This window comes from Ammoniphilus oxalaticus (assembly GCF_003609605.1).
GTDB classification, from domain to species: domain Bacteria; phylum Bacillota; class Bacilli; order Aneurinibacillales; family RAOX-1; genus Ammoniphilus; species Ammoniphilus oxalaticus.
Map to the genome: position 1 here is coordinate 949,445 of NZ_MCHY01000008.1, position 12,840 is coordinate 962,284.

Consider the following 12,840-nt stretch of genomic DNA (forward strand, 5'->3'; position numbering starts at 1 on the left):
AAGGGCGTATTTGAATGAGGGTTCCCTGCATAGTATATAAGACAAAAACGCTTACAACAAACTGTAAAAATAGCAAAAATATGTAGAGGGTGAGAGGATGATGAAGACGAAAGTTCGTTTCAAAAAGGGAGACATGGTCAGAGTCATTAATCCGAACAATCACTTCTTCAACGAAGTTGCTGAAATCCTCCTGTTTGATGTTTTCACGAACAAATATCTACTACAATTTAACAATGGATATAAAAGCGAAATGTATCATTATGACTTGGCCAAATATCTCACCTATCGAGAACAGCGCGCATTGCAAAAAGCTCATTTGTTTCAACTGGCGGATTTGGCTCTGAATGTAAAGGACCGAGAATGGTTTGACGAAATTGCCAAACGGCTGAAAGATTATAAAAATTAATGTTCACTCGGATGAGCGGTTGTTCTAAACAGTCGTCGGTACGATGGGAAGGGCTGACTTCATCCGAGGTCAGCCTCTTGTTTTGGGTTTGCTATTAGATTTCTCTATATTCTGTTTCCAAAATGCGTTCTTCCCGTTGTTTGATTTGTTCACGTTCTTGTTCCAATCGTTTTTCTTCTAGCAGCATCTGTTCTGTGACCGCTTCATTTCGGATCAAGCTGATGTAGGCAAGTAGGGCGGCTTTCAGGTGTCGGGTTTCAGGTTCCGTCGTTGTCACGCGGCGTTGCAAAAAAGCGGAGATGGGAAAAAGGACTTTTTGGTCCATCGGTTTCAAAAATCGGGGGATCGCCCATCCGGCAATCAGAGCAACGAGCGCTGCTAGGTGACCGCCAAGCGGCCACCATCCGATCAGAAACACGATATAAAAGGTAACAGCCAGATTGGTCGAACAGTTGCGATTGACTATTGAGCTCGCCCGCACCCGTTCTAGCGCATCCAGCGTTTTTTTACCATGGTAACTAAATACTTTATGCTCGGCGCCGTGATATTGTTTCAGGGAATGTGGAAACATAAAATGATAGCCGAACGCGAGCAGTAAGAGCCAATAGAAAGGAAAGGTCGGTTGACGACTGATCCATACGAAAGCGGCGATCAATATAAGTAAGAAGTAAAATGGAACAGAAAACAAGGTTCGATATATAAAAAAACGCATGCCCTGATTGTCGAGTTTATAAATCTTCGTAACAACTTCGTTATCTTTTAAGATCGTGGCATGGGCCAAATGGTGTTTATTCATAAAAAAGACGCCTTTTGGGTAAGACATCCCTCGTATCATAGTATTCTCCTTTTTAAAAATTTATGCCTTATTATCTATTAGTTTAGCGCGCAAAGCATGTGGATGTAATGTAAACGATTGGGGAGTATGCAAATGAAGAGTGGAATCGTCATTGTCGATACGGGAGTTGGGATTGATGACGCATGACAGACATGCAAAGCAGTTGCGAACCTGGACAGAGCAGGCGCGACGGTACACACGTGAAGGTAAAAGCGCGGATTACATTCCAGCCCTGGCCCAGGTTGATCCGAGCCAGCTTGGCGTTTGTATTGTAGGTAAGGAGGGGAGATTGGTCGCTGGCGATAGTGATGTCTCCTTTACGCTACAAAGTATTTCGAAAATCATTAGCTTCATGGTTGCTTGTTTAGAATGCGGCATCGATTGTGTTTTGGAGCGTGTCGATGTCGAGCCGACCGGAGATGCGTTCGATTCAATTATTCGATTGGAAGCCTCGCGCACAGGCAAGCCGTTTAACCCGATGATTAACGCGGGGGCGCTAACGATTGCTTCGTTATTGCCTGGGGGTACGCCAACGGAAAAATTAAATCGACTGCAAAGTTGGTTGGAAATGTGGATTGGTAGACGATTGCCCCTCAATCAAACGGTATTTGAGTCGGAATGGAAGACCGCTAATCGGAATCGAGCCATCGCTTACTACTTAAAGGAAACCGACTATTTGCAAGGTGACGTGGAAGACGTTTTGGAAGTGTATCTGAAATTATGTTCGCTAGAAGTCCGTTTAGACGATCTCGCCTTGATCGGTTGGATTCTGGCCTTGGATGGCTATCATCCGTTACGTCAAACGCAAGTGATCCCGAAACGGTTAGCCCGATTGACAAAAGCGATCATGGTCACGTGCGGGATGTACAATGCTTCCGGTAAATTCGCGGCATTCGTTGGTTTACCCGCAAAAAGCGGTGTCTCAGGGGGGATTCTTTGCGCGATGCCGCCGCGACTGCGTTCGAAACAAATGCCATTTCGTGAAGGGTGCGGGATTGGCGTGTACGGGCCTGCAATCGGCGATGATGGAAACAGTGTGGCAGGCGTGAAGTTGTTACAACAGTTAAGCGAGCAATGGGATGTTAATCTTTTTTAAAAGGATGGCAAGCGTTCGTAGAGAGCCACTGCCGTCCTTTTATGTTATGTTAATCTTGGTTTTCCGCTCGAATTTGTAATGCTTGTTCCTCAATTGGAATCCGAACGAATTTTAGAAATAAAAGGTTGATCCCGGACCAGACAAGAGCTGTCGTGTACGCGCCGAATATAAGGGGAAAGCTGATCATTTCTGTCATTACAATCAGATAGTTGGGGTGTTTTAGCCAGCGGTACGGTCCTTTTTTGACAAGCGGTTCGTTAGGAATTGTATAAATTCGCGTGTTCCAAAATCGGCCTAACGATTGAATGCACCAATAACGCAACACCTGCGCCGCGAGAAACAAGCCAAAGGGGAGCGCCCACCAAACGGGCAAACCCGCAGTGGGCGCCAGCGCGACCTCCCCAAAGAGACTTGCGAGAAAGCCAACATGAATCAGCACAATGTACTTATAGTGCCCCTGACCGACTTCTGTTCCACCACGGGACTCCATCCAATTGCTATTGCGTTTCGCGACCCGCAATTCAAGGAGCCGTTGTGTAATTAACAATGCATACAAAAATAGAAAAAAGGTACTCATTTATCCCGCCCCTCTACCGTTAACATTTCAAGACTAAATCCGGGTCCAAGCGCCGCGATCAATCCGCTTTCTCCCGCTTGAATCCGCTGTTGTCGCAAAAACTCGTCTAGTACATAAAGGACAGTGCAAGAGGACATGTTGCCATATTGTTTTAAAATGAGTTCAGGGATATCTAATTGTTCCTCACGGATCCCCAACGATTCACGGAAAGCGTCTAACACTTTTTTTCCGCCGGGATGCAAAATGTAGTGGTCGATTTTGTTCAGTCCTTGCCCTTTAATAAAACGGGATACCTCTGGCGCAACATGGCTGTGGACCATCGTCGGAATATCGCGAGAAAACACGACGTGGAACCCAGAAGAAGAAAAATTCCAGCCCATCACATCGAGTGTGTCTGGCCAAAAAACACTATGCGATGCCTTCAATTTGATTCCAGAGCGAACCTTCGCTTCTGAACCTGCTACAATCACAGCGGCAGCGCCGTCCCCGAACAAGGAAGTGGCCACTAGATTACTTTTCGTTAAGTCGTTGCGTTGAAAGGTGAGTCCACACAATTCGACCGCAATCACAACTGCGATTTCGGTCGGGTAAGCTTGTACATATTCAAACGCGCGCGCCAGCCCCGCCGCTCCGCCGCCGCAACCGAGCCCCCACAACGGGGTGCGTTTTGTATGAGGCTCCGCCTTCATTTCGTTTAAAATACGAGCATCCATACTCGGAGTTGCCAGGCCAGATGAAGACACAAAATAAAGGTGTGAAATATCGTCCAGTTTTAGCTCAGCCTCGTCTAGCGCGGTTTGGAAAGCGCGAATCGACAGCTCGGTCGCTTGTTCGATGTAGCGTTCATTTTTTTCGGCAAACGTATGGTTCTTTTGAAACCAGTCGAGTGGTACACAGAAGTGGCGGCTTTCAATGTGCGTGTTTTCAAAAATGGTTAACAATCGATCGATATCCGAGAAAATATCGGCGAACATATCGCGAATGAATGGTTTTACTTCTGCTTGTCCAACCCGATGCTCGGGCGGAGCAATCCCCGTACTAATAATGGTTGGCATGGCTATTAAGCCTCCTAACGATTTTATTATTGGATAGTATTTACTCATTTGCATATATTTATGGGGAGGGAACTTACCTAATTTTGCTAATTACGTTAAAATGAAAGGTAGCAAGGACCACACTTTAGAGGGGGATACGATCAAATGCAAGCAGAAGCGAAGCGACTTCCGAAAAGGGAAGAGATTGACGCGAAATATAAATGGAAGCTCGAAGACTTATATGCAAACGATGAACAATGGGAACAAGAATTTAAGCAACTCGCCGAAAAGTTGCCAGCACTTGAAACTTATAAAGGAAAACTAGCGGATTCTCCCCAGCAATTGGCGGGCTGTCTGAAATTGCGCGGGGAGCTGTCGTTGTTACTGGAGCGTTTATTTGTGTATGCGCGCATGCGTCGCGATGAGAACAACGCCAATCCGACATATCAGGCGCTCACGGACCGCGCGAGCAGTCTAGCTGTGCAAGTAAGCAGCGCCAGTTCGTTTATCGTGCCTGAAATTTTAGGAATGCCCGAAGCGAAACTGCAACAGTTTAGAGCAGCTGAACCCGAGTTGAGTCTTTACGATTTTTACTTACAAGAATTACTGCGTCAAAAGGCGCATGTGTTGTCAGCGGAACAAGAGCAATTGTTAGCTCAGGTCGGTGAATTGTCGAGCGCTCCGCAAAACATTTTCCGCATGTTGAACAACGCGGATCTAAAGTTTCCAAAGATTAAAGATGACGATGGCGATGAAGTGGAGCTAACGCATGGTCGTTACATTCAATTTATGGAATCAAACAACCGCGATGTGCGCAAGGCGGCATTTGAGGCGATGTACCAAACGTATCGCAACAATCAAAACACGTTTGCGGCGACGTTAAACGGCAGCGTTAAAAAGGATGTATTCTATGCTCGTGTTCGGAAATATGAGTCGGCCCGCCAGGCTTCATTGGATAGTGACAATGTACCGGTTGAAGTGTATGACAACTTGATCAAAACGGTTCGATCTCATCTGCCCGCTTTTTACCGTTATATGAAACTGCGCAAAAAATTATTGGGCTTAGATCAGTTGCATATGTACGATATATACGCGCCGATGGTGCAAGATGTAGAGATGAAAATGAGCTACGAAGAAGCGTACCAGACGATGATCAAAGGATTGGCTCCACTTGGAGAAGAATATAGCAATCTATTGAAAAAAGCTCATGATGAGGGTTGGATCGACGTATTTGAAAGTGAAGGGAAGACGAGCGGCGCTTATTCGTGGGGGGCCTATGGAACGCATCCGTATGTGCTGCTCAACTATCAAGACAACGTCGATAACATGTTTACGATCGCCCACGAAATGGGTCACGCGATGCATAGCTACTATTCGGATAAAGAACAACCTTATGTGAACGCCCAGTATACGATTTTTGTCGCTGAAGTAGCCTCAACGGTCAATGAATCGTTGTTAATGGACTGGATGTTGAATAACACTACCGACAAGCGCGAAAAACTTTACTTACTTAATCATTACTTGGAGCAGTTCCGAGGCACGGTGTTCCGTCAGACGATGTTTGCCGAATTTGAAAAGTTAACCCATGAAGAAATTGAAAAAGGCGGGGCTTTAACGCCAGAATCGCTCAGCTCCATGTACCACCAATTGAACAAAGATTATTATGGAGACGAAGTGGTTAGCGATGATGACATCGCTTTGGAATGGGCGCGTATCCCGCATTTCTACAATGCGTTCTACGTATACAAATATGCGACCGGTTTTTCTGCCGCGACAGCGCTCTCGCAACAAATCTTGCAAGAAGGCGAGCCAGCCGTTGCTCGTTATATGCAGTTCCTGAAAAGCGGCGGCTCCGACTATCCGCTTGAACTATTGAAACTAGCAGGCGTTGATATGACAACTCCGGCGCCTGTTGACAGCGCTTTAAAAGTATTCGAGCGGTTGCTCGATGAATTTGAGGAGTTGCTTGAAAGTTAAGGGGAAGTAACTCCCATCATAGCAAAAAGGGAAGTCCGTTATTGAAAAACGGGCTTCCCTTTTTCATGCTAGGCGAGACCAATCATTCTTTTCCTTCTTAAGTGAGGCTGAACAGGAGGCGCACCTGTATTCGGTGACCCATTGCTCCAGTTGATTATTTTTTCTGCATCGAGGGCATTTTGAATCACAGTAAGGAATCTGTGATCGCAACATAAAAAGAATAATGATGGCCGCTATGAAATAGACAGAAACCCAAACAACAATTGGAATCAGCAGTATACTAAGGCTCATCAGCCCGCTCGTCAGCGGCTTTCTTCGCATCATGCGTCATCCCTCCCTTTTTTGATATATACGGGAAGATTGTCCTATTCATGACAAGCTTTCCTCACTTTATTTTTTCCGCCGCGAATAATCGGATCGTAAATGGCATCAAACAGGCGAGCAAAATCATCGCATAGTAAGAGACGCTTAAGCCAAAGTCAAAGCCGATGACGATCAGCATAAAAAATACAATCCGCCCCAAACTGATGGAAAACTCGCGAAAAACAAGCAACTGCATCATTTTGCCCAAACGACTCGTCTGTTGCTTGTTCGACTGATTGGCGATTTCAATCATTTGCGTGTAATGACTCGATTTTGCAGGCACCCAAATCATCGGCAAGGAAACGGAGATCACCAGGTTAAACAGGATAAAAAGTTGCGGGACGGGAAGCAGCAAGCTCAACGTAACGATCGTCGCCATCAACATCCCCATACTAAGTAATATCTCGCGATTGGTTTGTTTTAATTGTTTGCCGACGAGCCAAAACATCGTTGCGCTAACGCCGCCAAACACGAAATTCCAAATCCCAAGCCGCCACTCGTTTTGGACTAGAAAGTAAAAAAACAGGCCATATGACATCTGAATAAAAGCGGCTAAAAACCCATAGGCAGCTGAACTAAAGCCAAGGCGGGCCATCGTCTCATTTTCCGCGAGAAAGAAATATCTTTTGCGATAACCGCCTGTCGCCCGGATGCGCGGGACGCGCGAGCTGATCAACAATTGTAAGATGAGTAAGCCGATGATCAGCATGAAGCTGTCTCGGTATCCGCGCGCGGCGATGAAATAACCGGCTAGGAGCGGCGTTAACAACTGGGCCAAAGTCGCAAACGCGGATTCTAGTCCAACCAACAAAGAACGATTTTTATCATTGGATAGCCACAAGATTTGCAGGTTGAACCCGATATAGAACAGGCCGATGTACCCGCCGTAGAGCAAACCAAGCGTGGGGATGAGCGATGGCTTTGCTACATTAAACACAAACAAATAACCGAACAAACCCAAAGCTAATAGGGACGAAAGCAGAAAAGTCGAACGCGTACCCCATCGTTTTAAAGCATACGCCCCGCATAAAGAACTGAAGAAGATGGCTTGGACGGAAAATAAATTAAAGACGCCAATTTGCCAAAATGACTTTCCGCGGCTCCATAGGTAAATATTCATAAACAGATTAGCGAAGGCGAAAATGATTGAAAAAACAAGTTGAACGAGAAACAGCGCCGTAATCGCTGGCGAACTGCTTTTTTTAGGATCCATCGGACAAACCTCCTCGCCCCATGTATATTCCAACTAAAATGTGGAAATGTTAGTTACGAATGGTTTTTTTGCGTCATTAAAGAAAAATGGATCATAGAGTAGGAGGAATCTATGCATAAGAAATGGTTAATGGTCTCCCTTTGTTTGATGCTTTCATGCATTCTTATTACAAGCGTTAATGCGGGTGAGTCCCTCGTTTATCAGGTGAAACAAGGCGATACATTGTGGGCGATTGCGAAGCAACATCATGTCAGTGTCGCTCAATTAAAAGTAGCCAATCAAGTTACGGGGGATCTCATTCATCCGGGGGATCAGCTGACTGTTCCAAGTGTAGGCAGAAGAGCGCGTGTGTCCGATGAGGACTTTGAATGGTTGGTAAAAATTATTGAGGCGGAAGCGGGGGGAGAAGCCTATCAAGGAAAAGTCGCTGTAGGCAGCGTCGTGCTCAATCGGGTGTTGCACAGTGATTATCCCAATTCTATTACCGATGTTGTTTTTCAAAAGGTGAAAGGCGTCTATCAGTTTTCCCCTGTTGGCGATGGACGGATCTATACGGTCATTCCTTCGGACGATTCCGTACAGGCGGCGAAAGCGGCTTTGCAAGGGGTCGATCCCACGGCCGGAGCGATCTTTTTTTATAATCCAAAAACGGCGCGCAGCAACTGGATTCGAACACGCGCTGTGATCGCGGAAATTGGTCAACATCATTTTGCCCATTAGTCTATAATTGCGAAATAGAGTGTGATACAATAAACTGGATTCCGATCTCCCGACAGGGGATCGGATTTTCATCCCTAGAGGAGGTTTTTTAAGATGAGATGTATTAGTGTTTACACGAAAGATTTTGGTGTTTTTTCGGACGTATATGAGCAGATTTTAGCATTGAATTTGGCGGAAGACGAAGAAGCGGAAGTCGACGGGATCACCGTTAGCGACGCGGGCAAAGTCGATGAAGGCTATATTGAAAATATGCGTCAAAAACCAGAAGTGGCAGTGCTGCGTGTGAAAAAGCACGATGCTACGATCTTGCAACACGGCGATGTATTTGAAATACTTTTGCCGAGTCCAGCCGGTTCAGAAGAAGCTGAAACATCGGAAGAAACGGAAACGGCATAAGTTCGATCATGACCGACAAAAAAGGCGATCTCAAAAGGGCGATGAACATCATCCCGAACTTTTGAGATCGCCTTTTTCGTTTTGAATCGTTCAGGTCGTTTTGCGGCGTATCAGCGTAGACAAATTATCTTCCCACGCCCCCAGTTAGAATGCGACCGAGCGCATACCCGCTAATTAACCCACCCATATGCCCGCTAATACTGACCCCCGTAAAAAGAAAAGTGGCGATCACCCCGAACACGAGAATCGGGATAATGATCTGTCTAGACTGACGGTCCATAATATCGCGCCGATAACGTGACAGGTAAGCGTACATGCCATAAATGCCAAAAATCGCTCCCGATGCTCCCGCGGCAATCACTTGCGGATCGGAAAAGATAAAAGTGGTCACAAATCCAGCAAACCCGGTTCCTAAGTAGAGGAAGAGGTAACGGCCTTTTCCTAAGATCAATTCCAGTCCAGGAGCAAAAATTAAAATGGCAAAACAGTTGAACAACAAGTGCTCAAAACCAATATGTATAAAAATGGGCGTGAACATCCGATACCATTCTCCGCTTAACACCGCTGGCTTGAAATAAGCGCCATAACGGAATAACACTTCTGAATTCGTCGTTCCGCCCATGATCGTCATCCAGAGAAACACGACAATATTGATCGCAAGCAACAATGAAGTGATTGGATAACGCCGCAAATACGTTCGCCAATCTTCATTTCTTATAAACCATGACATAGGGATTACCTACCTTTCTGTGAGAGGATATAGACGTTGGTATCATGCGGTTTGATGGGGAGTGATAACCCATCATCATTCGATGCCGAATGTGACGTTCCCGCGTCTTAGATGAACGGACCGCCCATGTTTCTATCTTATTATGATTGTACTTTGACCTTTCCACATTCTCCATTATATTTCTTTTGATCCTCTTTTGCGAAAGAAACGTTTCGTCAGCGACAGCTTTCTTATAAATCCATCGTGACCTTAATCGGTTCCTTTATACGCATCTGGAAGGTATATCATGGTTTGTCGCGAATGTATGTTCGTTTTTAGGGTGAAAAGAAAAGCCAATGAAGGCTGTGTGGTGTTTACTTTATCCTTTTCAAATCTCGAATGTCCGTTTCTTGCTCTAATGAACGGAGGGCCAGCGATTCGAGGACTTTGTTTTGGCGATCTTGTCCTTCCTTTAGAGCGGTCACATCGCCTTTAATGTAGTTCACGTCATCAACGAGCGCCTTTAGCATGGCGTTTGAAGACGCTTGGTTTTGAATGAGAGCTGATTGTTCTTCTCTCATTCCGTCTTGGCGCAATTCGATTGCTCCGAGTCTTTTTTCAATCGGTTTCAATTCTTCTTTCATCACCGTTCGCATCAATTCAATTAGTTTCGCTTCATTCAATGTTATCCACCTTCCTGTAATCTAATATGCTCAAGTGCTTCAAAAAAGGATCAGTCGAACCGTCTCACCAAGCGTCCCTTTCTCCCTTAGCCACAATTATACTTTGCAAAACGCAAATGTGGAATGTTTTTTTAAAAAGAAAATGGAAATGGGAAGTACTCTAATAGTGGAACTTCACAGGGTAGGCGCCTGGGTTTATCGTGATATTATATTTTTTCAAAAAGGGCGCAGTTTTGTGACTGATTAAAATAAAAACAGGATACAGTATTGTACCCTGCTAAAATCGAAGAAGGTACAAGACTGTACCTCTTAATTTGAAACACGATCGGGATCGGGGCCGCCAATCAAATCCAAATCCTATTCAAGATTAGAAATAACACCGCATTTTTTTCTATTAACTTAATACAAACATTGATTATTTCGTCTGACTATACTTCATTATATATTTCAAAGGGAATTTCATATTCATCAGGCATTTTTTCATTACGTACCTTTTCGAGATCAAGGTCTCCATTTATATATAAACGATAAACATCCCCTTCCTCATAACCGTTCTTAGGAGGAAGAACATGTACTAATTCATCGTTAATTTTTTGTATCGTTGTTTTTATAACATTATTGTTGCTGTCTATTACATAAAGATTTTCACTATTTAAAAAAGATTCATTAACGCCAGGATCGAATCGAATTTCAAAAACTTTATCCGAAGCAACTTGAAGCGATTTGATCTGTTCATCCTCAGAGGAATTAAGGTTATTTTCCGCATGTTCATTGGTTGAATTGAAATTGAAATATAAAACAACTGTTACAATTAATATGACAAATACAGAGCTGGTTATTTTTTTCATTTATTTCTCCTCCATCGCAATTTTAAATAGGATATCCTTACATAATTGTTAAACATGTCCAATCAGAATCACCAGATGAACAACCGACAACTATACCCAAAAGCTATAACTAAGAAAAATATTTTTCGCAGAAAGAAGCGCTTCCCTCAATAAAATTAGACGAGTAGCGCTGCGTATGTAAGTTATAACTCATTCCTTAGTCAGAGACGCTTTTAATGCCTTATCTACAGTGGAATCAATACTAAATTAAAATAATTCTAATCTAATATTGATTTTAATGAGAGATTCATTATAATATATACTATAAAGAAAGTGTTAATAAACCTTTTTACGAACGGGAACTAAAAAAGGAGCGATAACAGATGATTAAAGTTAAGCTTAAAAATCACGATCTGACTAGCTCTCCTGAATATTTACGAAAACTACAAGAGATTCAGCGTGAGGCTGGGAAAAGCAGACGAACAGAAAAATTAAAAGGTTCAGGAGCTGCAAGCGAATAACCACTTTTTAAAAAAGGAAAAGCGATCGCTTTTCCTTTTTATTTTAGAGATGATAAGCCCAATCTATTTCAATGTATTCCTATTATAATCAAGGGATGCGCCTTTGCAAACAAAAAACGGGAATCGACGTAACTTTTTACTTCTGTTGGGGAAATTATATATAATTGAATCAATGGGAGTTAGGTCGTTACGCGCGGGCGATTCGGTTTGTGTTCAGCGTGATGTTAAGGTTTGATTATGATGACGAGCGCTATGATTTTTTAAAGCTATTCACCCGGCAGGTTCCATTGTAAAACGAAATGGTTAGGGGGTGAGCTGATGTTTCGAAATGATCTTCAAAAAGTAGATATTATCGGCGATGTGCACGGTTGTTTGAATGAATTGCAGCAGTTGTTGAAAGAATTGGGTTATCAAGAGCAAGGCGGCATATACCGACACCCGGAGGGACGAACTCTCGTCTTTGTCGGCGACCTGTGTGATCGCGGGCCAAATAGTCTCGGTGTAATTACTCTCGTTAAAAGGATGGTTGAGCAAGGACTCGCCTTTCATTGCGCGGGTAATCATGACGATAAGTTGAAGAGATGGAGCTTAGGACGCAACGTGCAGGTGCGACACGGCTTGGAAACAACGGTCGCTGAAATTGAACGGGAGGAAGATCCAGAAGCGGTGAAACAGTGGATCAGCGATTATATGGGGAGCCTTCCATATTATCTTGTGTTTGATCAAGGGAAGCTGGTCGTCGTCCATGCGGGGATTCGCTCCGAAATGATCGGTACAAATCATCGACGGCTCCGTGAAGTTTGCTTGTATGGCTTTCCGACCGGACAGCTTGATGAACATGGGTTGCCTGAAAGGGATTGCGTCACGAAACATTATCGCGGTAAAGCGTTGCTTGTTCACGGACACACACCTGTTCATGAAGCGGAATGGAAAGAAAATGTGATCAATATCGATACAGGTTGCGTATTCGGAGGGAAATTAACTTGTTTTCGTTATCCAGAAAAGACATTTGTATCGGTAAAAGCAATGGACGTCTATGGCGAAAGCAAGCGGTACCAATTAAAGTAACGGCTCACCGTTTGAGCATGGGGGAGAAAGAGTCTGTTCGGAAATCATTTTTTAAATTTTCCGCGCGGACTCTTTTTACTTCGGACCCACGGGGCGCGATTGCTAGTTGAGTGCGGTCATCATAGGGGATGTGAAGACGCGCGGATCGCGAAAAGAGGTTGAGAGCGGTCATCATAAGTGGTATGAAGACGCGCAGATCGCGAAAAGAGGTTGTGAGTGGTCATCATAGGCGATATGAAGACGCGCGGATCACGAAAAGAGTTTGAGAGCGGTCATCATAGGCGATATGAAGACGCGCAGATCACGAAAAGAGTTTGAGAGCGGTCATCATAGGCATTATGAAGACGCGGGGATCGCGAAAAGAGGTTGAACGCGGTCATCATAGACGTCTCAAGCCGCGTTTTCTCCGAAATCT

15 protein-coding genes are annotated in these 12,840 nt (G+C 44.4%); 8 read left to right on the top strand and 7 right to left on the bottom strand.

All coding sequences use genetic code 11. The annotated features are described in order from the left end of the window. Positions 1-97 precede the first annotated feature (97 nt). A complete protein-coding gene (locus BEP19_RS11125; protein ID WP_120189933.1) occupies positions 98-406 on the top strand; it encodes a hypothetical protein in 309 nt (102 codons plus the stop codon). 94 nt (positions 407-500) lie between these two features. Here the strand turns inward: BEP19_RS11125 and BEP19_RS11130 are convergent, their stop codons facing one another. Further along, positions 501-1,202 (bottom strand): DUF1385 domain-containing protein, encoded by a 702-nt coding sequence (locus tag BEP19_RS11130; protein ID WP_170145350.1) that lies wholly within the window; start codon positions 1,200-1,202, stop codon positions 501-503. A gap of 175 nt (positions 1,203-1,377) precedes the next feature. Between BEP19_RS11130 and BEP19_RS11135 the strand changes: the two genes are divergently transcribed. After that, on the top strand, positions 1,378-2,337 hold the full coding sequence (locus tag BEP19_RS11135; protein ID WP_120189935.1) for a glutaminase: 960 nt from the start codon (positions 1,378-1,380) through the stop codon (positions 2,335-2,337). A gap of 49 nt (positions 2,338-2,386) precedes the next feature. Here BEP19_RS11135 and BEP19_RS11140 read toward each other — a convergent pair whose 3' ends face one another. Further along, positions 2,387-2,914 (bottom strand): isoprenylcysteine carboxyl methyltransferase family protein, encoded by a 528-nt coding sequence (locus BEP19_RS11140; RefSeq protein ID WP_120189936.1) that lies wholly within the window; start codon positions 2,912-2,914, stop codon positions 2,387-2,389. Next, positions 2,911-3,969, bottom strand: a complete 1,059-nt coding sequence (locus tag BEP19_RS11145; RefSeq protein ID WP_120189937.1) for a type III polyketide synthase — start codon at positions 3,967-3,969, stop codon at positions 2,911-2,913. The genes BEP19_RS11140 and BEP19_RS11145 overlap by 4 nt, the downstream gene beginning before the upstream one ends. 144 nt (positions 3,970-4,113) lie before the next feature. On the opposite strand from BEP19_RS11145, the gene pepF reads away from it, so the two are divergent. Next, on the top strand, positions 4,114-5,925 hold the full coding sequence (gene pepF / locus BEP19_RS11150) for an oligoendopeptidase F (RefSeq protein WP_120189938.1): 1,812 nt from the start codon (positions 4,114-4,116) through the stop codon (positions 5,923-5,925). A gap of 385 nt (positions 5,926-6,310) precedes the next feature. On the opposite strand, the gene BEP19_RS11160 is transcribed toward pepF, so the two are convergent. Then, entirely contained in the window at positions 6,311-7,501 is a 1,191-nt protein-coding gene (locus tag BEP19_RS11160) for an MFS transporter (RefSeq protein ID WP_120189940.1), read from the bottom strand. A 111-nt stretch (positions 7,502-7,612) separates the two neighbouring features. On the opposite strand from BEP19_RS11160, the gene BEP19_RS11165 reads away from it, so the two are divergent. Both BEP19_RS11165 and BEP19_RS11170 read left to right on the top strand, forming a co-directional pair. Beyond that, positions 7,613-8,221 carry a cell wall hydrolase gene (locus tag BEP19_RS11165; protein WP_120189941.1) on the top strand — a complete coding sequence of 203 codons (609 nt, stop codon included), beginning with the start codon at positions 7,613-7,615 and terminating at the stop codon, positions 8,219-8,221. 93 nt (positions 8,222-8,314) lie between these two features. Beyond that, positions 8,315-8,617: an NAD/NADP transhydrogenase alpha subunit gene (locus BEP19_RS11170; RefSeq protein WP_120189942.1), complete on the top strand. Its 303-nt coding sequence runs from the start codon at positions 8,315-8,317 to the stop codon at positions 8,615-8,617. 124 nt (positions 8,618-8,741) lie between these two features. On the opposite strand, the gene BEP19_RS11175 is transcribed toward BEP19_RS11170, so the two are convergent. From BEP19_RS11175 to BEP19_RS11185, 3 genes are all read right to left on the bottom strand, one after another. Further along, the gene (locus tag BEP19_RS11175; RefSeq protein WP_120189943.1) at positions 8,742-9,347 is read right to left on the bottom strand and encodes a rhomboid family intramembrane serine protease; all 606 of its coding nucleotides are present in this window, start codon (positions 9,345-9,347) and stop codon (positions 8,742-8,744) included. A gap of 353 nt (positions 9,348-9,700) precedes the next feature. Further along, positions 9,701-10,009, bottom strand: coding sequence for a hypothetical protein (locus tag BEP19_RS11180; RefSeq protein ID WP_120189944.1), 309 nt, complete (start codon positions 10,007-10,009; stop codon positions 9,701-9,703). A 428-nt stretch (positions 10,010-10,437) separates the two neighbouring features. Further along, positions 10,438-10,857: a hypothetical protein gene (locus BEP19_RS11185; protein ID WP_120189945.1), complete on the bottom strand. Its 420-nt coding sequence runs from the start codon at positions 10,855-10,857 to the stop codon at positions 10,438-10,440. A gap of 362 nt (positions 10,858-11,219) precedes the next feature. Between BEP19_RS11185 and BEP19_RS17685 the strand changes: the two genes are divergently transcribed. The 3 genes from BEP19_RS17685 to prpE all read left to right on the top strand — a co-directional run bounded on the left by BEP19_RS17685 (position 11,220) and on the right by prpE (position 12,425). Next, complete coding sequence (locus BEP19_RS17685; RefSeq protein WP_170145351.1) at positions 11,220-11,357, top strand: hypothetical protein; 138 nt, start codon at positions 11,220-11,222, stop codon at positions 11,355-11,357. 164 nt (positions 11,358-11,521) lie between these two features. Then, the gene (locus BEP19_RS18165) at positions 11,522-11,650 is read left to right on the top strand and encodes a hypothetical protein (RefSeq protein WP_281269292.1); all 129 of its coding nucleotides are present in this window, start codon (positions 11,522-11,524) and stop codon (positions 11,648-11,650) included. A 25-nt stretch (positions 11,651-11,675) separates the two neighbouring features. Then, entirely contained in the window at positions 11,676-12,425 is a 750-nt protein-coding gene (prpE, locus tag BEP19_RS11190; RefSeq protein WP_120189946.1) for a bis(5'-nucleosyl)-tetraphosphatase PrpE, read from the top strand. Positions 12,426-12,840 lie beyond the last annotated feature (415 nt).